Here is an 18,920-nt window from a genome sequence, read left to right as displayed (position 1 = left end):
CCACAGAGCTCCGCCTGTGCTGCTGGTGGCCCTGTATCTTAGACACAGCGAGATGGGTAGAAGAGACAGGGGGAGTGCCGGTGGGCGCTGGAACTCTGCCGGAAACTCCGCCTCGCGGGGGCGGAGAGCGGCGACTCCCTGGCCACCTGCCGCCAGGCCCTGACCGAGCTGGGCCGACAGGATGAAAACGCCTGCGCCCGCCACTACTTCCTCACCTGCGCCCAGGAGCTGGAGGGGTAGGACCTCCCACCCCATCTGCGCGAAACTTGTTGACATTTCACCCGACAGTTGCTATACTGGGGTCGATCAAAAAGAACTGTGTCCTGTCACGGCTTCCTTCGATCCCCCTTTGCTGCGGTGTCAACGAAAGGCTAAAAACGACCGCCACTTGTGGGGGTCGTTTTTTTGTGTGCAGGACGCGAAAGAAAAGGAGTGTCTATATGGAGCAAACCAATCTCAAAGAGAACAAAATGGGCAGCATGCCCCTGCCCAAACTGATTTTCAGCATGTCCCTGCCGGCCATCTTCTCCATGCTGATCCAGTCGCTTTACAACATCGTCGACAGCATGTACGTGGCCCAGATCGGGGAGAACGCCCTCACCGCCGTCTCCCTGGCCTTCCCCATTCAAACCCTGCTCATCGCCGTGGCGGTGGGCACCGGCGTCGGCTGCAACTCGCTGATTTCCCGCCGGCTGGGCGAGCAGCGCCACGACGTGGCCTCCCAGGCAGCCAGCCACGGCCTGGTGCTGGCCCTTCTCTCCAGCGCGGTCTTTGCGCTGCTGGGCTTCCTCTTCGTAAAGCCCTTCTTCGCCGCCTTCACCGGCGACGCCGAGGTGCTGCAGATGGGCTGTGACTACGGCTACATCGTCACCATCCTCTGCTTCGGCTCCTTCCTGCAGATCGCCTGCGAGAAGGTTTTGCAGGCCACCGGCAACATGATCTACCCCATGGTCTTTCAGCTCATGGGCGCGGTGATCAACATCGTCCTCGACCCCATCCTCATCTTCGGCTACTTCGGGCTGCCGGCCATGGGGGTCAAGGGCGCGGCCATCGCCACCGTTGCCGGGCAGATCATCGCCATGCTCTTCAGCGTCTACATCCTCCTCACCAAAGACCACGAGATCCACATCACCTTCAAGGGCTTCAAGTTCCAGGGCAAGGTGGTGAAGGACATCTACAAGGTGGGCTTCCCCTCCATCATCATGCAGTCCATCGGCTCGGTGATGATGGTGGGCCTCAACGCCATCCTCACCGGCTTCTCGGGGGCGGCGGTCTCCATCATGGGGGTCTACAACAAGCTGCAGTCCTTTGTGTTCATGCCCATCTTCGGCCTCAACCAGGGGCTGATGCCCATCATGGGGTACAACTACGGCGCCCGCAACAAAAAGCGGCTGATGGGCACCCTGAAGATCGGCATGGGGGCCGCCTTTGCCATCATGGCCCTGGGCACCCTGCTCTTCAACTTCCTGCCCACCCAGCTGTTGGGGATGTTCAACCCCTCGGCCGAGATGAGCCGCATCGGCATCCCGGCGCTGCACATCCTCTCCATCTGCTTCCTGCCGGCGGCCTACTCGATGATCCTCTCCACCCTCTTTCAGGCCACCGGCCACGGCACCAGCAGCCTTTTCACCTCGGTTTTGCGGCAGCTGGTGGTCATCCTCCCCCTGGCCTTCTTCCTCAGCCGCTTCTGGGGGGTCACCGGGGTCTGGGCGGCCGTGCCCCTGGCGGAGATCGCCGCCATCGTCGCCAGCACCGTCATCTTCCGCAGCATTTACAGCAGCGAGATCCGCAACCTCGACGCCGCCCCCCTCTCCGCCGAGCGGGAACAGCCCCAGGGCTGACCGGCTGGCCGTACCCTGTAAAAGGGCCCGTTTTCGGGCCCTTTTTTTGTTCCCCTTTTCCATTTACCAAAACTGGAAATATATTTCTCAGCCCCCAGAAGATCCCTTGAAGGAGGGGAGAAACGGCGGCTTTTTGGCCGCAAAAAGGGCGGCTCCAGGGGGGATTTGCCCCGCCTTTTTGCATCTTGCCCCCGGCAGGGCGCAGGTGGCCCGTCCCCGCCTTGAGCCGCGGGGCCAAACATGGTAGGATGAAACCCGGAGCGAAAGGGGAGAACTGATTTTGAAACTCATCATCGAGCAGTCGCTGGAACTGGCCGAGCCGGAGATCACCATCCGCTGCGGCCTCATCGACGAGCCGCTGCGCCGCCTCATCGAACAGGTGCGGCTCTACTCCTTCTCCATCACCGGGAGGAGGGGGGAGAGCAGCCGCATTTTTCGCCTGGAAGAGGTGTTCTACTTTGAGTCGGTGGACGAGCGCACCTACCTCTACTGCGAAAAAGAGGTTTACGAGTGCGACCCCAAGCTCTACGAGTTGGAGCGGCAGTTGGAGAACACCGCCTTTGTGCGGGTCAGCAAGAGCTGTATCCTCAACACCGCCCGGCTCGAAAGCGTCCGCGCCCTGGCCGGGAGCCGGATGGAAGCCAAGTTGGAAAACGGCGAGTCGGTGGTGATCAGCCGCCACTACCTGCCGGCCTTTAAAGAGAAATTCGGCCTGTAAAGGAGGGAAGACGATGTCGACATTCAAGCAGTATTTCACCTACGACTGCATTTCCTACACCATCTTGATGATGATCGAGTGCACGCTGGCGAGCGTGCAGGGCCACCGAGAGGGAATCGATGCCAACGTTGCCATCCAGATGTTTTTGATGACCAGCCTCATCTCGGTGGTGATGTTCCTCACCGACAAGATCCAGGTCGCCAGCTTCCCCCTGCGCGCCCTCATCGACGTGGCCGACATTGCCCTGGTGGTCTACCCCCTGGGGCTCTGGTGGGGCTTTTTTGAGGCGGATGCCTTTACCCTGGTGGGGATCTTTCTGGTCATCCTGACGGTCTACGCCGGGGTGGTGGGGGTCTCCCTCATCCGCGCCAAGAGCGACGAGGGGAAAATCAACCGGGAGCTGCGGGCCCGCAGGGAGAGAGGAGAAAAGCGATGAGCGAGATCATCGAGGTACAGGGGCTGAAAAAGCACTACGGCCCCATCGAGGCGGTGCGGGGGATCGACTTTTCGGTCCGCCGGGGCGAACTGTTTGCCTTTTTGGGGCAAAACGGGGCCGGCAAGTCCACCACCATCAGCATGCTGACCACCCAGATCGCCCCCGACGGGGGCCGGGCCCAGGTGGACGGCTGTCTGCTGGGGCGGGAGAACGGCGCCATCCGCCGCAAGATCGGGGTGGTCTTTCAGGAGAGCCTGCTGGACGGCCTGTTGAGTGTGGAGGAAAACCTCCTCGCCCGTGCGGCCCTCTACGGCCTGCGGGGGGAGCGGGGGAGAGAGGCGGCCCGGGCGGCCATGGCGGCGGTGGGGGCCCTCGATTTGAAGGACCGCCGCTACGGCCGGCTGTCGGGCGGCCAGCGCCGCCGGGCCGACATTGCCCGGGCCCTGGTGCACCGGCCGGAGATCCTCTTTTTGGACGAGCCCACCACCGGCCTTGACCCCCAGACCCGCAAGGCGGTCTGGGAGACGGTGCGCGCCCTGCAGCGGGAGGGGGGGATGACCGTCTTTCTCACCACCCACTACATGGAGGAGGCTGCCCAGGCCGACGCGGTGACGGTCATCGGCGACGGGGCGGTGCTGGAACAGGGCACCCCGGGGGAGCTGAAGGCCCGCTACGGGCGGGACAAACTCTACCTGAGTCCCCGGGACGCCGGCGCCCTGGAAGGGGTGCTCCGGCAGATGGGCCTTGCCTACACCAAGCCCCGCCGGCGCTATCACCTGGCGCTGGGGAGCACCCTGGAGGCCATCCCCATCCTCGAGCGGTGCCGGGACCTGCTCGACGGGGCCGAGCTCATCGGCGGCACCATGGACGACGTGTTTTTGCAGATCATCGAAGGGGGGGAGCGGCCGTGCTAGCCATTGCCAGAAGGAATGTGAAACTCTTTTTTAGGGACAAGGGGGGCGTCTTCTTCTCCCTGATGTCGGTCTTTATCGTCCTCGGCCTCTACGCCCTCTTTCTCAAGAGCACCATCCTCGGCGGGGATCTGGCGGCGCTGGAGGGGGCCGGGCGGCTGGTGGACAGCTGGCTCATCGCCGGGGTGCTGGCGGTGGCGGCGGTCACCACCACCCTCTCGGGCTACGGGGCGATGGTGGAGGACCGGGCCCGCGGGGTGGACCGGGACTTCGCCGTCTCCCCGGCCAGTTCGGGGGCCCTGTTGGGGGGCTATATCCTTAGCGCCTTGGCGGTGGGGCTGGTCCTCTGCGCGGTGACCTTTGTGGCCGGGCAGGTCTACCTGGTGGCCGCCGGGGGCGAGCTGCTCACCCCCCTGCAGATGGCCCAGGCCCTGGGGGTCACCGCCCTCTCGGTGGCCGCGTCGGCGGCCATGCTCTACTTTCTCACCCTCTTCATCAAGACCCAGAACGCCTTCACCGGGGCCTGTACAGTGGTGGGGACCCTGGTGGGCTTCCTCACCGGCGTCTACATCCCCATCGGGACCCTGCCCAGCGCGGTGCAGGTGGTGGTGAAGTGCTTTCCCCCCACCCACGGCGCGGCCCTGCTGCGGCAGATCTTCACCGCCGGGCCGATGGAGACCACCTTTGCCGGGGTGCCGGCCGGACTGGTCACCCAGTTTAAAGAGGAGATGGGCATCTGCTTTGCCTGGGACGGGGGGACCTTCCCCGTCTGGGGGCACCTGGCGGTGCTGGCGGGGGGCGCAGTGCTCTTTGCCGGGCTCTCCCTGCTGGTGAAATGGTGCAGGAGAAGATAGAAAAAGGGCGCCGGGCAGGGGATTTCCCTGTCCGGCGCCCTGGGTGAAAGGCCCCCTTTGCAGTGGGGGAGTGCCCTGCAAGCGGAGAGTCAGTGTAAAGAGCGCCCGGTGAGGAAACTCACCGGGCGCTTTTGTCGTGGAAGGGGGTCACCCCCAGATGCCCAGGTGGTCCAGCAGGATCTTGGTGCCCATGGCGATGAGGACGATGCCGCCGCAGAGCTCCGCCCGGGACTTGTACTTGGCGCCAAAGACGTTGCCCACCTTGACCCCGACAAAGGAGAGCAGGAAGGTGACGCCGCCGATGAAGCTGACGGCGGGGACGATGTCCACCTGCAAAAAGGCGAAGGTGATCCCCACCGCCAGGGCGTCGATGCTGGTGGCCACCGCCAGGGGGAGCATGCTCTTGGGGCCAAAGTCCCCCGCCGGGCACTCCTCCTGGCGGGACTCCCGCACCATGTTGAAGCCGATGGAGGCCAGCAGCACAAAGGCGATCCAGTGGTCGAACTGGGTGATGAGGGAGGCGAACTGCCGCCCCAGCAGGTAGCCCACAAGGGGCATCAGGGCCTGAAAGCCGCCGAAGTAGAGCCCGGCGATGAGGCAATGCTTGGCCCCCGCCCGCTGCACCGAGAGCCCCTTGCAGATGGAGACGGCAAAGGCGTCCATCGACAGCCCGACGGCGATGACAAAAAGTTCCCACAAACTCATGTTTTCTCCTCCTCGCGCGGGGTCGCTCGGGACAAAAAAGACCCACGGCACCGCCCGGCCCCCCTGTTTTGGGCGGCCGCGCGATCCCGTGAGTCTCGTTTTTTAAGGCAGGCCAGGTCTGCGGACGCAGACCAGCGTGTTGACATGCCAGCGCACCGGGTGCGCCCACTACTCCCCCACACAATCAACTGTTCTATAAAAATAGCATCCATCCCCGAGAATGTCAACGATTTTGCCAATATCTGACGAAAAATTCCCCAGACCTCCCTTGACAGAGGGAATATCCGTGCTAAAATAGTTCTTGCTTGAACTGTTCTGTAAAGAACTTTTGAAAGGGGGAAGGGCCGTGTTCTCTTCGACAGACGCCCTCAAGGTGGGGCAGGCCTTTGCGCGGGGCTACAACCGAGCCCTCGGCGGAATGGCCGAGGAGTGGGGGCTGAGCCGGGCCGAGGTGGACGTGCTGCTCTTTTTGCAAAACAACCCCGGCTGCAACACCGCCAGAGAGGTGGTGGAACTGCGGGGGATGGCCAAGTCGGGGGTCTCCAAGGCGGTGGACGCCCTGGTGCGGCGCGGCTATCTGGCCGCCGCGCCCGACGGCAGGGACCGGCGGGTGGTGCGGCTGGAACTGCTGCCCGCCGCCCGCCCGGCGGTGGAGGCGGGGTGCGCCGCCCAGGCCGCCTTTTGGGAGAGGCTCCACCGGGGCATCTCCCCGCAGGAGGGGGCGGTCATGGCCGCCGTCTTTGCCAAGCTGATGGACAATTTGAAGGACTGCTGAAAGGGGCATACACTGTGTTTTGGAAACTGATCGTCTGTATCATTGCGGGGCTGGGGGCCGGGGTGGGCACCGGCTTTGCGGGGATGAGCGCGGCCGCGGTCATCTCCCCCATGCTGATCACCTTTTTGGGCTTTCCCGCCTATGAGGCGGTGGGCATTGCCCTGGCCTCCGACGTGCTGGCCTCGGCCGCCTCGGCCTACACCTACGGCAAGAACAAGAACATCGACATCAAAAACGGGCTGGTGATGTTGGCGGCGGTGCTGGTCTTCACCATGGCGGGCAGCTATGTGGCCTCGCTGGTGCCCAACGCCTCCATGGGCAGCTTTTCGGTCTTTATGACATTGCTTCTGGGCATCAAGTTCCTGGTGCGCCCGGTGATGAACACCAAGGAGGCCCAGGAGGGGAAGACCCTGCGGCAGAAGGTGGTGCAGTCCATCATCTGTGGGGCCTTCATCGGGATGATCTGCGGCTTTATCGGCGCCGGCGGCGGGATGATGATGCTCCTCATCCTCACCAGCGTGCTGGGGTATGAACTGAAGACGGCGGTGGGCACCAGCGTCTTCATCATGACCTTTACCGCCCTGACCGGGGCCCTCTCCCACTTTGCCATCGGCGGCGCGCCCGACGTCTTCGCCCTGGTGGTCTGTGTGGCGGCCACCCTGCTGGGGGCCCAGGTGGCGGCCAAAATCGCCAACCGCGCCCAGGCAAAGACCCTCAACCGGATCACCGGCGGGGTGCTCACCGGCCTGGGGGCGGTGATGATTGCCATGCAACTGTTCGGCTGATAGGAGCCGATGAGAGATAGGGGGCCGGCGCTCTGGATGGAGCGCCGGCCCCCTATCTCCGCCGTCAAACCGGTGGGCGGGAGGGCTGTCCCCTTCTTGCGGATGCCGGGGCCGCCCCTTTCGACCGCTTTTGTGCGGCAGAGCGGGCAATCTGCCCTTTCTTCGCCCTGACCGAAGGGAGGAGCGCCACATCTGCACCCATTTCTGTCATTTGAATATCTACCTGCTGCGCGGCTATGGCCCGTCAAGACCGCCCTCTAGCAGCCATATCCCGCGTCGGCGTCAGAGGAAAATCTGCTCGTTTTGCTCTCTTTGAGAGTCCCACAAACAGCGCGCGAAAAATCGCCGCGCCCACTGCAAGCCACACCGCCCTAGAGAACCCCGCATCTTTCTCTGCCGGGCCATCCTCTTTATCCGGGCCACCTTTTCCCCCATCACAGCATACCCCCCGGCCCCTTTCCAAAGGGTGCGGCCGAACCGGCGCCGGTTGGGGTGTTTTTCCGCGCCGGCGGCGGGGATGCCGCCCCCCTCCTTTGCCTGGGGGAGGGGTTGTGGTATACTGGACAAAACGCGAGACAGGGAGGAGAGAGACCATGGCAGAGACCATTATGGTGGTGGAGGACGACCGGCAGATGGCAAGAGAACTGGTGCGGCTGCTGGAAAACTACGGCTACCGCGCCCTGCAGGTGGAGGATTTCAGCCGGGCGGTGGAGGAGATTTTGGAGGCGGCTCCCCACCTGGTGCTGCTGGACATCAACCTGCCGGTGCAGGACGGGTACACCGTCTGCCGCCAGCTGCGCCAGCACAGCCAGGTGCCCATCATCATCGTCACCAGCCGGGACACCGAGATGGACGAGCTGATGGGGATGAACCTGGGCGCCGACGACTTTGTGGCCAAGCCCTACAACCCCCAACTGCTGCAGGCCCACATCGCCCGGGTGCTGGCCCGCAGTTACCAGAGTGGGGAGAGCCGGGTGGCCCGCTTTGGCCGGGTGGAGCTGGAACTCTCCCGCAGCGAGGCCATCTGTGGCGAGCGGCGGGTGGAGTTGACCAAGAACGAGCGCCAGATCCTCTGGGTACTGATGCGGGCCCGGGGGGAGATCGTCTCCCGGGACGCCCTCATCAACGAGCTCTGGCAGTCCGACGAGTTTGTGGACGACAACACCCTCACCGTCAACATCAACCGGCTGCGGGGCAAGCTGGCTGAGATCGGGGTGGAGGGCTATCTGCTCACCCGCCGGGGCCAGGGGTACCAACTGTGCGAGTGAGGGACCTGCTGGCCCAGCGGCTGCCCCTGCTGCTGGCCAGCGCCGGGGGCTGCGCCCTCTCGGCCCTGCTGCTGCACCTGCTGGGGGTGGGGGGCGCGCCCACCGCCTTCATCTGCCTGGTGCTGTTTGTGCCGGTGGCCGTCTGTTGCGGGGTGGAGGCCTACACCCGCAGCCGCTACTACCGACACCTGGCCCGGGTGCTGGGGGAGCTCGACCGCAAGAGTCTGCTGCCCCAGTTGATGGAGGAGCCCCCCTTTGCCGAGGGCCGCTTCTGGAAAGAGGTGCTGGCCGCCTGCGGCAAGTCGATGAACGACCAGATCGACCGCCGGGCGGTGGAGGCCCGGGAGTACCAGGAGTACATCGAGACCTGGGTGCACGAGGTCAAGACCCCCATCGCCTCGCTGCTGCTGTCGGTGGAGGGGGGGCGGCAGCCCGACCCCGCCGCCGTCCGCCGGGAGGCCGAGCGCATCGACGGCTATGTGGAACAGGCCCTCTACTACACCCGCAGCGGCGCCCCCGAGAAGGACTATGCCATCCGCCCGGTGAGCCTGCGCCAGCTCACCGCCGACGCGCTGAAGAAAAACGCCACCCTCCTCATTGAAAGCAGGGCCCGGGTGCGCTCGGAGGGGCTGGACCGCACCGTCTACACCGACGCCAAGTGGGTGGCCTTCATCCTGGGGCAGCTGTTTCAAAACGCCGCCAAGTACCGGGGGGAGGAGCCCCTCTCCCTCTCCCTGCGGGGGGAGGCTGGGGCGGAGGGGGTCTCCCTCTCGGTGTGCGACCGGGGGGTGGGCATCCCCCCGCGGGACCAGGGCCGGGTCTTTGAAAAGGGGTTCACCGGCGAAAACGGCCGCGCCTTTGCCCGCTCCACCGGCATGGGCCTCTACCTCTGCGCCACCCTCTGCAAAAAGCTGGGGATGGGCATCCGGCTGGAGTCCCGGGTGGGGGAGGGGACCTGTGTCACCCTCACCTTCCCCAAGGGGAGCTACCACCTGGCGGGCGGTGAGGCGGGCGAGACAAGGTGACAAAAGCGTAAGGAGGATGTAAGGTAGTTCCCTTTCTCCCCCCTGGGTGTGCGGGTATACTGATACCAGAGCCAAACACAAAGCAGATACAAGGAGGGAGCGCTTCTTATGGAAATTTTGCGCGTGGAACACCTGCACAAATACTACGGCGGCCGGGGGAATGTGACCAAGGCCGTGGACGACATCTCCTTCTCGGTGCAGAAGGGGGAATTCCTGGGGGTGATGGGGGCCTCGGGCTCCGGCAAGACCACCCTGCTCAACTGCATCTCCACCATCGACACCGCCACCAGCGGCGGCATCTTCGTGGGGGACCAGGACATCACCCGGATGCGGGGAAAAAAGCTGGCGGCCTTCCGCCGCAGCCAACTGGGCTTTGTCTTTCAGGACTTCAACCTCCTAGACACCCTCACCGCCCGGGAGAACGTGGCCCTGGCCCTGACCATCCTGCGTACCCCCGCCCGGGAAATCGACGTGCGGGTGCAGAACGTGGCCGCCGAATTGGGGATCGCCGAGGTGCTGGAGAAGTACCCCTACCAGCTCTCCGGCGGGCAGAAGCAGCGGGTCGCCTGCGCCCGGGCCATCGTCACCAACCCGCAGTTGGTGCTGGCCGACGAGCCCACCGGGGCGCTGGACTCAAAGTCCGCCCGGATGCTGCTGCACAGCCTGCAGACCATGGTACAGGTGATGGAGGCCACCATCCTCATGGTCACCCACGACGCCTTTACCGCCAGCTACTGTGACCGCATCCTCTTCATCAAGGACGGGCGCATCTTCTCGGAACTGGTGAAGGGGGAGCAGAGCCGAAAGGAGTTCTTCGCCCGCATCATCGAAGTGGTGACCCTGCTGGGAGGTGAGAGTGCAGATGTGCTGTAAACTCGCCTTTCGCAACGTTCGCCGCAGCCTGAAGGACTACTTCGTCTACTTCCTCACCCTGACCTTCGGCGTCTGCATCTTCTACGTCTTCGGCTCGATGGATGCCCAGCAGGCCCTCACCAACCCGGTGCAGTCCTCGGTCTTTGTCATGCTGATCCAGATCATGGACGTCCTCTCGGTCTTTGTCTCCATCGTCCTCGGCTTTTTGATCCTCTACGCCAACACCTTTCTCATCAAGCGCCGCAAAAAGGAGCTGGGGGTCTACGCCCTGTTGGGGATGCCCAAGGGCAAGGTCAACCTGATTTTCCTACTGGAGACGGCGGTGGTGGGGGCCCTCTCCCTGGCCTGCGGGCTGGGGCTGGGGGTGGCCGCCTCCCAGGCGGTCTCCCTGCTGACCGCGCAGGTGTTTGAAGTCAAGCTGGACACCTTCCACTTCGTCTTCTCCCCGGCAGCGGCGGGGAAGACCATCCTCTACTTCGCCATCATCTTTGTGGTGGTCATGGCCCTGGGCAGCGTCTCCATCTCCCGGCAAAAGCTCATCGACCTGCTGTCGGCCCAGAAGAAAAACCAGACCTTCCGCGCCAAAAAACTCTGGCATTCGGTGGTGCTCTTCCTGCTCTCGGTGGCCCTCATCGGCACCGCCTACTGGATGTTCATCCGCAACGGGATGCGGATGCTGGGAAGCGAGATCCCCCTGATCATGCTCATCGGCGGGGTGGGGACACTGCTCTTCTTCATGTCCCTCTCGGGGTTCCTGCTGCGCATCTGCAAGTCCAACAAGCGGCTTTACTACAACAAGCTCAACATGTTTGTGCTGCGCCAGCTCAACAGCAAGATCAACACCACCTACCTCTCGGTGACCTTCATCTGCTTGATGCTCCTGCTGTCGGTGGGGGCCCTCTCCTTCGGCATCGGGGTGGCCCAGTCCATGCAGGACCAGCTGGCCGAGATCACCGTCTACGACGTCAGCCTCTACAACGGCTCGAAGGAGCACAGCGAGCGCCCGGTGATGGACATCCTGCGGGAGCACGGCTTTGACCTGGAGGGGCATCTGGACGGCTCGGTCACCTTTGCCTATCACGACACCGGCATCCACAAGGCCGACCTGCTGGCCGGCTGCTACGAGGGGGATGATGTGCCGGGGACCAACATCACCGTCGACGCCGTCTCCGAGAGCGACTACAACGCCCTGATGGAGCTGTCCGGCCAGCCCACCTTCGACCTGCCCGAGGGCGAGTTCGCGGTGATCGCCCTCTCCCACGACTCCCAACAGGCGGTGAAAAATTACCTCAAAAGTGAGCGCACGGTGACCCTGGGCGGGCAGACCCTGCGCGCCCACCGGGACGGCTATCTCACCGGCGCGCTGGAGACCAGCACCGGTGTCGGCGCGGCGGAGGACGTGATCTTGGTCCTCCCCGACCGGGTGGCGGCCGCCATCCCCGCCTACCGCTCCACCATCAGCGGCTTTTACGCCGGCGACAAGGAGGCGGCGGAAACGGCCTTCCTCGACTTTGTCAACCGGGCGGGCGACGAGATCGAGAAGGGGAGCGGCATCAAGATCTACGGCGCCACCTCCACCCTGGTCTACCAGATCGCCCTGGGCAGCAAGGTGACCTTCCTCTACATCGGCATCTACCTGGGCATCGTCTTCCTGCTGGCCAGCGCCGCCATTCTCGCCCTGCAACAGCTCTCTGAGGCGGCGGACAACAACCAGCGCTACCGGCTGCTGCGCAAGCTGGGCACTGCCGACGGGATGCTGCGGGGGGCGGTTTTCTCCCAGGTGGCCCTCTACTTTTTCATCCCCCTGGCCCTGGCTCTGGTGCACTCGGCGGTCTTCTTCTACGTGATGCAGAGCGCCCTCACCTCCATCGGGGTGCAGAACATCTGGCCCAGCACCCTCTGGACCCTGGGCATCGTCCTCGTCATCTACGGCGCCTACTTCGCCCTCACCTACTTCGGCGCCCGGCGGATGGCCACCGAGACCTCCCTCGCGACCAAGTAAAACAGCACCCCAAAAGCAAAGAGGAGCCCTTCCCGCCCGCCGGGAGGGGCCCCTTTTTGCAATCGAATAGAGGAAAGGCAGACGCCTTTACAGAGACGGCGCGGCTTTCTGACCCGTCTGTGGGGGAGGAGCGGTGGCGGGATGCCCCCTGCCAGCGGCCCCTCTCTGGGGCCCGGCGGCTGCGATGGACGGGGGGAGGGGCAACAAGACGGGCGTCCCCCTTTTCAGCCCCCTGCCAGGGGGGAAGAAGACCGACTGGCAGGGGCCAGCAGGGTCCGCCGCGACGGATGACTAGTTGAGAAGGCGGTTCAGGGCCACTCCAGCCTGGGCGTCGCCTGCCCGAGCGCGGTTCGCCGCCCGACAGGATGGAAAAAACGGCAGGGAAGTGGAGCAGATGACCGGTTGCTCGGGCCTGGTGGAGCCTTCCGCTGTGGACAGTCGGCTGGGGGAGTTTCCGGCCCGCCTTGGCCGGTGCTCCCTTCCCCGAGGGGGCGGTGCTTCTGGAATGGCCAAAACCAGTTCGCTGTCCAGCAGGGCGGAAAAACCGGCAGGGGAGTGGAGCAGATGACCGGTTGCCCGGGCCTGGCAGGGCCTTCCGCTGTGGACAGTCGGCCTGGGGGAGCTTCCGGCCCGCCTTGGCCGGGTCCCTTCCCCAAGGGGGAGGCGCTCCTGAGGCGGTCAAAACCGGCTTACTGCCTGGCAAGATGGGCGAACCGACAGGGGATGTCCGGCAGACCCAGCGGGGAATGACCGGATTTTGGGACCGGCCCGTCAGCCGGACAACAAGTGCCATGAACGCTGCGGGAGAGGGGCAAGGGCCCCCAAAAAAAGAAGGGGTAGCCGGCCGCCCCTCGACCGCGCCCCGGTCGAAGTGGAGGGGGGTTCTCGGCGCTCCCCTCCCCATGCGGCAGCGAGTTTCGGATCGCTGTCGCCCCGTTCAGGGTTGGCGAAATCCGCCCCCGTTACAGGGGAAAAACCCTGAAAAAGGGGATAATTTGTTGTATTTACAAAACATTATACAAATTGTATTTAAAAGTCCGCAGAAAAAGCCCGCTTCTACACCCACTGTGTCGCAGCGGGGCGGAGGAGCGGCCTTTCTGTCGGCAGTCTACAGGGAGAGGGGAAACATTTTCTGAGAAAAGAAGGACTAGACCTTCTCCAGGGCCTGGCGGGCGTCGTCCATGATGTCGTCGATGTGCTCGAGCCCCACCGAGAAGCGGATGAGGCCGGGGTTGATGCCGGCGGCCACCAGCTGGGCGTCGGTCAACTGGCGGTGGGTGGCGCTGGCGGGGTGGAGGACGCAGGTGCGGATGTCGGCCACATGCACCTCGTTGGTGGCCAGCTGCAGGCTGTCCATAAAGCGGACCGCCGCCTCCCTGCCGCCCTTGATGGTCAGGGAGAGAACGCCGCTGCAGCCGTCGGGCAGGTATTTCTGGGCCAACTGGTGGTAGGGGTCCCCCGGCAGGGCGGGGTAGCTGACCGACTCCACCTTGTCGCTGGCGGCGAAGAAGCGGGCCATCTGCTCGGCGTTTTTGCAGTAGCGCTCCATCCGCACCGGCAGGGTCTCCAACCCCAGATTCAGGTAGAAGGCGGCCTGGGCGCCGGGGTAGCAGCCGAAGTCCCGCATCAGCTGCACCCGGGCCTTGGTGATGTAGGCGGCGGCCCCAAAGTCGCGGACATAGCAGACCCCGTGGTAGGACTCGTCCGGCTCGGTCAGTTCGGGGAAGCGGCCGTTCTGCCAGTCGAATTTGCCGCTGTCCACGATCACCCCGCCCACCTGGATGGCGTGGCCGTCCATATACTTGGTGGTGGAGTGGGTGACGATGTCGGCCCCGAACTCAAAGGGCCGGCAGAGGATGGGGGTGGCGAAGGTGTTGTCCACCACCAGGGGGACCCCCTGCTCGTGGGCCACCTGGGCAAACTTTTCGATGTCGAAGACGCTGATGGCCGGGTTGGCGATGGTCTCGCCAAAGACCAGGCGGGTGTTGGGCTTGAAGGCGGCCCGGATCTCCTCGGGGCTGGCGTCCCCGTCCACGAAGATGCACTCGATCCCCAGCCGTTTGAGGGTGACGGCAAAGAGGTTGATGGTGCCGCCGTAGATGGTGGGGACGGCCACCAGGCTGTCCCCGGCCGAGCAGATGTTGAGCACCGCCAGCAGGTTGGCCGCCTGGCCGGAGGTGGTGCAGAGGGCGCCGATCCCCCCTTCCAGGGCGGCGATCTTCTCCTCCACCGCGGCCACGGTGGGGTTGGAGATGCGCGAGTACATGTGCCCCGGGGCGCTCAAGTCAAAGAGGGCGCCGACGTGGTCGGTGGAGTCGTACTTGTAGGTGGTGGACTGGTAGATGGGCAGGGCGCAGGGCTGGCCGTTTTCCGGGGCGTAGCCGGCGTGCAGGCACTTGGTTTCCAATTTCATGGGGGATCCTCCTTTTCGCTGTTTGTCCTTCGCGGCACAAGACCGGCCGATGGGGGGAGAGGGGCAATAAAAAAGCCCCCGCCCCAGAGCGCATGATCTGCGCTGCAAGGGCGAGAGCTGTCAGCTTCGCGGTACCACCTTGATTTTGCCCGAAAAAAGCGGGCCTCGGCGGGTGCGGACGGGCGGGGCTTTTCCCCCTTTTGCCTGTCGATACCCCGGCGCGATAACGGGCGCCCCCGTCGCAGCCTAGGGGCCTTTCCGCCCGGTCGGTGCGCAGCTCCGAGACCATTTTCCGCCCCGCCTTTCGCACCCCTTTTCACCGTCCGGGGCTCTCTTTGGCGACTGTGCGAAGCGTACTCTTCTCTTCATTGCCTGTGTCGGTCTTTGTGATGTGTTCTATGCTAGCACGGCGCGCAGCCCTTGTCAACTGGATTTTTGGGCGGTTTCTCTTCCCAGGCCGTCGGCGCTCTCGGCCAGCCGCCGGAGGGCGGCCCGATAGCGGGGGTGCGCCAGCAGGGGGGCAAAGCGGTGGTCCTCCTCCAGCATCCGGGCGATGAGGAGGCGGTTGTTCTTCACCTGGCGGGAGTCGGGGCGCTTGAGGGGGGCGGCGGAGAAGTGGGGGCTCTGGGAGAAGTCGAAGTTCAGGCGGGACAGGTCGTCCACATAGCGATCAAAGGCGTCCAGCGCCTGCTCGATCGCCCCCTCCCGGGCCAGGTACTCGGCCTCCACCTCCCAGCCGCCGAAGGCGCCGCCCACCCCAAAGCGGCCGGTCAGGGCCGCGCAGTCGGCCGCGTAGAGGCGAAGGCGCCGTTCATCCCCCCGCTGGCGGGCGATGTTTTGCAGCTGCCCCAGGGCGAGCCCCGCCGTGGCCAGGGACTGGTAGAGCCGGCCCTGGGCGCTGGCCTCGGCCCTCTCCAAGTCCCCCTTGGCCAGATAGAGGGAGGTGTAGAGGTCGGCGGGGTCCACCTCCTGCCGGGGCAGGCCGTCCAGAAGCTGCTCGGCCCGCTCGAACTCGCCCCCGGAGAGGTAGAGGCCCGCCAACACCGCGGCGGCGGGGCCCTTCAGCCAGGGGTCGCCCCCCTGCTCCACCTGTTCGAGGAGGGCGGCGGCCCGGCGCAGGGCCGCCTGGGCCTGGGTCTCGTCCTCCTCCGGGGTGGGGGTCATCCCCAGCCCCATCTGCAAGAGGCCGGCCAGGCGAAATTTCAGGTAGTCGCAGTTGGGGTACTGGTGCAGCAGCTCCTCCAGCCGGGCGCAGCCGGCGGCAAACCCCTCGGTCTGCATGAGGGCGCGCACCTCCCCCTCGGCGGCCTGCACCTCCTCGTCGGTGAGGCCGGGGGTGAAGGAGAGCAGCCGGTCCACCGTGGACCCCAGGGCCCGGGCCAGGGGGGCCAGCAGGGCGATGTCGGGGCAGGTGACCCCCCGTTCCCACTTGCTCACCGCCGGGGGAGAGACCCCCACCGCCGCCGCCAACTGTTCCTGGGTCAGCCCTCTCTCCCTGCGCAGGCGCAGGATGGTCTCGCCGATTTTTAGCTCCATGTTCGCCGCTCCTCTCCGCTGTCCTGTCTGCTCTTATCCTACCACGGGGGAGCGGGCCCTCGCAATGGACGGGGTGGAAACTTGCGGGAAGAAAAACCTGCCTGCCGGGCAGGTCGCGGGGGGGGGGAGGGGATAAGGACAAAAAGAGGGGGCGCGCAGACCCTGCGCGCCCCCTCTTTTGGGGACAGGGGAGACGGTGCCTTAGTAGGCGCCGCCGGTCTCCTGATTTTTCAGCAGCTTGATGGCGGAGCTGGTGCCCAGACGGTCGGCCCCCAGGGAGATGAACTTCTCCATGTCGTCCACCGACTTGATGCCGCCGGCGGCTTTGATCTTGCAGCGGCCGGCCACGCAGCGGTTGAACAGCTCGATGTCGTGGAAGGTGGCCCCGGCGGTGGAGAACCCGGTGGAGGTCTTGATGAAGTCGGCCCCGGCTTCCACCACGATGTCGCACATCTTCTCCTTCTCCTCGTCGGTGAGGAGGCAGGTCTCGATGATGACCTTCAGCACGTGATCGCCCACGGCCTCTTTGAGGGCGGCGATGTCCTGCTTGACATACTCGTAGTCGCCGTCTTTGAGGGCGCCGATGTTGATGACCATGTCGAACTCCTCCGCCCCGTCGGCCAGGGCCTGCTTGGCCTCAAACACCTTGACGGCGGTGGGGGTGGCCCCGAGAGGGAAGCCGATGACGGTGCAGACCGGTACCCGGCCGTTTAAGTACTCGACAGCCCGCTTCACGTAGCAGGGGTTGATGCAGATGGACGCGGTCTTGTACTCGATGGCGTCGTCACAGATCTGCTTGATTTGCGCCCAGGTGCTCTCGGGCTTCAAAAGGGTGTGGTCGACTTTTGCCAGGATCTCCTGCTGGGTCATAACAAATTCCTCCTCAAAGATGGGTTGGTGGGCAGGCGAAAAGGGCGGCGCTCCGCCCGGTTGTACTGCCTCTATTATTTCTCCTTTTGCGGGAAAAGTCAATGGGTATTTGTAAAAAATGCGCGTTCATTTGTAAATCATTTTCTATCATTTGTTTGAATGGGTGAACATTTTGCGAAAAAAAGCGGCGGGCGGGCTCCCGAGAGGGGAGCCGCCCGCCGCAAAATAGGGAGGCGCATTCAGTGGTCGGCGCTGGCAAAGACCATCTCTTTGAAGCGGGCGGGGTCGATTTCGGTGATGAGGGTACAGTTTTGGGGGTTGCCGCTGCGGCCGTCGAAGTCGTAGAGCAGCTCGCCCATGGCAAAGGGGCTCTTGACCTCCACGTCGGCAGAGCACTCCACCCGGCCGCGCACCACCCCGGGGTCCATCACCACCGCGGCGGCGGTGGGGTCGGGCATAGAGATGATGTCCTTGCCGTAGGCGCCCTTGTTCATCTCCAACAGGGTGCGGTTGGCGTCGATGTAGAAATCCCCCACCTCGGTGTGGTAGCCCCGCAGGACGGCCCGGTCGGCGGCGTCGATCTCGGTGTGGCCGTAGCAGACGTCGATGGGGACCACCGTCAGGTGCATCCCGCTGGCAAAGACGATCTTGGCCGCCTCGGCGTCCATGGCGATGTTGAACTCGGCATTGGCAGTAAAGGCGTCGATCATCCGGTACTGGCCGCCCATGAGGGTGATGTTCTTCACCCGCTTCATGGCCTCGGGGGCCAGGAGGATGGCCATGGCGATGTTGGTCAGGGGCCCCAGGGCGAGGATCTCCAGATCGTCCACCTCCCGCGCCAGACGGATGATCTGGTCCACCGCGTGGCCCGGCGACAGGGGGACCGAGGGCTCGGGGTAGTTCATCCCCCCCAGGCCGTCGGGGCCGTGGGCCTGCTCGCCAAAGGAGGTGGGCTGCCCGAAGAGGGGGCGGGCCATCCCCGCGTAGACCGGCGGGCGGTAGGTGGCGGCCTTCTCCACGGCGATGCGGGCGTTGCGGATGACCTTGGGCAGGGTGATGTTGCCGCAGACGCAGGTGACGGCCTCGATGTGGAGGTCCGCGCAGCGCAGGGACATGACCAGGGCCACCGCGTCGTCGGAGGCGGTGTCGGTGTCAAAGAGGATGTGGCGCATCAGAGAGACCCCCCTTCCAGGTTGGCGGCGGCCCGGTCAAACCAGGCCTGCAGGGCGGTGTGCTCCAGGCGGGTGATCACCTGGGCGGTGAGCAGCTCGGCCTGGCCGTCGATGATGGTGCCGGCCAGCCGGGTGGCGTTGAGCTGCCCGCGGGTGCGGCTGCCGGAGGTGTCCACCGACAGGTTGCAGGCAAAGCTCTCGGCAATGAGGGCGGGCTCGGCCGCCACGGCGGCCCCCACCGCCCCCAAAAGCCCCTGGCCGCCGTCCCGGTCCAGGAGGGCGCACCACCGCCCCCCCTCGGGGAGGGATAGGCCGGCGGCGGCTTCGGCGGCGGTCTCCCGCGGGAGGACGCTCACCGGCACCCCACAGGAGAGGACCACCGAGGCCGCTTCGGGGTCGCATAGCAGGTTGTACTCGGCGGTCTCGGTCTGGGCGGGGTAGCCCAGCTGGGCCCCTCCGCAGAGGAGGATGCCCGCGGCCTGGGAGAAGCCGTCGGAGTCGCGCAGAAAGGCCATGGCCAGGTCGGTGAGGGGGCCCAGAGCCAAAATCTGCACCTGCTGGGGGGCGGCGGCCAGGGCGCTGCCCAGGGCCAGGATCCCGGCCAGGGGGTCTTTCTCCCCGGCGCTGGGGGCGACCTCTGCCAGCGGGACCATGGGGCCGCACATCCCCTGGTGCAGGGGGGGATCCCCCCCCGCCAGGCGGCAGCTCTCCCCGGCGGCGGCCAGGGCCTCCCCCG

17 protein-coding genes and 1 pseudogene are annotated in these 18,920 nt (G+C 65.1%); 12 read left to right on the top strand and 6 right to left on the bottom strand.

The genetic code is table 11. The features are described 5' to 3' along the window. Positions 1-75 precede the first annotated feature (75 nt). The 6 genes and pseudogenes from BN3266_RS14520 to BN3266_RS04595 form a co-directional block, all read left to right on the top strand. Positions 76-240 (top strand): annotated as a pseudogene (locus BN3266_RS14520) (alkyl sulfatase dimerization domain-containing protein); the annotation flags it as partial. Between the two features lie 200 nt (positions 241-440). Continuing rightward, positions 441-1,841: an MATE family efflux transporter gene (locus BN3266_RS04615; protein WP_059004136.1), complete on the top strand. Its 1,401-nt coding sequence runs from the start codon at positions 441-443 to the stop codon at positions 1,839-1,841. Between the two features lie 280 nt (positions 1,842-2,121). Continuing rightward, the gene (locus tag BN3266_RS04610) at positions 2,122-2,559 is read left to right on the top strand and encodes a LytTR family DNA-binding domain-containing protein (RefSeq protein ID WP_021659061.1); all 438 of its coding nucleotides are present in this window, start codon (positions 2,122-2,124) and stop codon (positions 2,557-2,559) included. A gap of 13 nt (positions 2,560-2,572) precedes the next feature. Continuing rightward, positions 2,573-2,995, top strand: coding sequence for a DUF3021 family protein (locus BN3266_RS04605; RefSeq protein ID WP_021659062.1), 423 nt, complete (start codon positions 2,573-2,575; stop codon positions 2,993-2,995). Further along, entirely contained in the window at positions 2,992-3,909 is a 918-nt protein-coding gene (locus BN3266_RS04600; RefSeq protein ID WP_059004134.1) for an ABC transporter ATP-binding protein, read from the top strand. The genes BN3266_RS04605 and BN3266_RS04600 overlap by 4 nt, the downstream gene beginning before the upstream one ends. Next, entirely contained in the window at positions 3,903-4,760 is an 858-nt protein-coding gene (locus BN3266_RS04595) for an ABC transporter permease (protein ID WP_021659064.1), read from the top strand. The genes BN3266_RS04600 and BN3266_RS04595 overlap by 7 nt, the downstream gene beginning before the upstream one ends. Before the next feature lie 147 nt (positions 4,761-4,907). On the opposite strand, the gene BN3266_RS04590 is transcribed toward BN3266_RS04595, so the two are convergent. Next, positions 4,908-5,465: a manganese efflux pump MntP gene (locus BN3266_RS04590; RefSeq protein ID WP_059004132.1), complete on the bottom strand. Its 558-nt coding sequence runs from the start codon at positions 5,463-5,465 to the stop codon at positions 4,908-4,910. Between the two features lie 346 nt (positions 5,466-5,811). Here BN3266_RS04590 and BN3266_RS04585 point away from each other — a divergent pair, with 346 nt between their 5' ends. The 6 genes from BN3266_RS04585 (at position 5,812) to BN3266_RS04560 (ending at position 12,193) form a co-directional block, all read left to right on the top strand. After that, a complete protein-coding gene (locus tag BN3266_RS04585; RefSeq protein WP_059004130.1) occupies positions 5,812-6,240 on the top strand; it encodes a MarR family winged helix-turn-helix transcriptional regulator in 429 nt (142 codons plus the stop codon). A 14-nt stretch (positions 6,241-6,254) separates the two neighbouring features. Further along, positions 6,255-7,025, top strand: a complete 771-nt coding sequence (locus BN3266_RS04580) for a sulfite exporter TauE/SafE family protein (protein ID WP_059004128.1) — start codon at positions 6,255-6,257, stop codon at positions 7,023-7,025. Positions 7,026-7,618: 593 nt separating this feature from the next. Next, positions 7,619-8,293: a response regulator transcription factor gene (locus BN3266_RS04575; RefSeq protein ID WP_059004127.1), complete on the top strand. Its 675-nt coding sequence runs from the start codon at positions 7,619-7,621 to the stop codon at positions 8,291-8,293. Then, complete coding sequence (locus BN3266_RS04570; RefSeq protein WP_075109679.1) at positions 8,284-9,318, top strand: sensor histidine kinase; 1,035 nt, start codon at positions 8,284-8,286, stop codon at positions 9,316-9,318. Before BN3266_RS04575 ends, BN3266_RS04570 begins: the two co-directional genes overlap by 10 nt. Before the next feature lie 108 nt (positions 9,319-9,426). Then, positions 9,427-10,191, top strand: coding sequence for an ABC transporter ATP-binding protein (locus tag BN3266_RS04565; RefSeq protein WP_021660659.1), 765 nt, complete (start codon positions 9,427-9,429; stop codon positions 10,189-10,191). Continuing rightward, complete coding sequence (locus tag BN3266_RS04560) at positions 10,181-12,193, top strand: FtsX-like permease family protein (protein ID WP_059004122.1); 2,013 nt, start codon at positions 10,181-10,183, stop codon at positions 12,191-12,193. Before BN3266_RS04565 ends, BN3266_RS04560 begins: the two co-directional genes overlap by 11 nt. A gap of 1,147 nt (positions 12,194-13,340) precedes the next feature. On the opposite strand, the gene BN3266_RS04555 is transcribed toward BN3266_RS04560, so the two are convergent. The 5 genes from BN3266_RS04555 to BN3266_RS04535 form a co-directional block, all read right to left on the bottom strand. Further along, positions 13,341-14,606, bottom strand: coding sequence for an O-acetylhomoserine aminocarboxypropyltransferase/cysteine synthase family protein (locus tag BN3266_RS04555; RefSeq protein ID WP_059004120.1), 1,266 nt, complete (start codon positions 14,604-14,606; stop codon positions 13,341-13,343). 423 nt (positions 14,607-15,029) lie between these two features. Then, positions 15,030-16,142: a helix-turn-helix transcriptional regulator gene (locus BN3266_RS04550; protein WP_059004119.1), complete on the bottom strand. Its 1,113-nt coding sequence runs from the start codon at positions 16,140-16,142 to the stop codon at positions 15,030-15,032. Positions 16,143-16,343: 201 nt separating this feature from the next. Continuing rightward, positions 16,344-17,012 carry a deoxyribose-phosphate aldolase gene (deoC, locus tag BN3266_RS04545; protein WP_021660650.1) on the bottom strand — a complete coding sequence of 223 codons (669 nt, stop codon included), beginning with the start codon at positions 17,010-17,012 and terminating at the stop codon, positions 16,344-16,346. 239 nt (positions 17,013-17,251) lie between these two features. Further along, entirely contained in the window at positions 17,252-18,184 is a 933-nt protein-coding gene (locus BN3266_RS04540) for a nucleoside hydrolase (RefSeq protein ID WP_059004116.1), read from the bottom strand. Continuing rightward, positions 18,184-18,920: nucleoside hydrolase (locus BN3266_RS04535; RefSeq protein WP_195891604.1), on the bottom strand; the 737-nt coding region annotated here is incomplete at its 5' end. The genes BN3266_RS04535 and BN3266_RS04540, both read right to left, overlap by 1 nt.

The sequence above is a fragment of the Bittarella massiliensis (ex Durand et al. 2017) genome (assembly GCF_001486165.1).
Classification (GTDB): domain Bacteria; phylum Bacillota; class Clostridia; order Oscillospirales; family Ruminococcaceae; genus Bittarella; species Bittarella massiliensis.
This window is presented reverse-complemented; position numbering and strand designations above follow the sequence as displayed.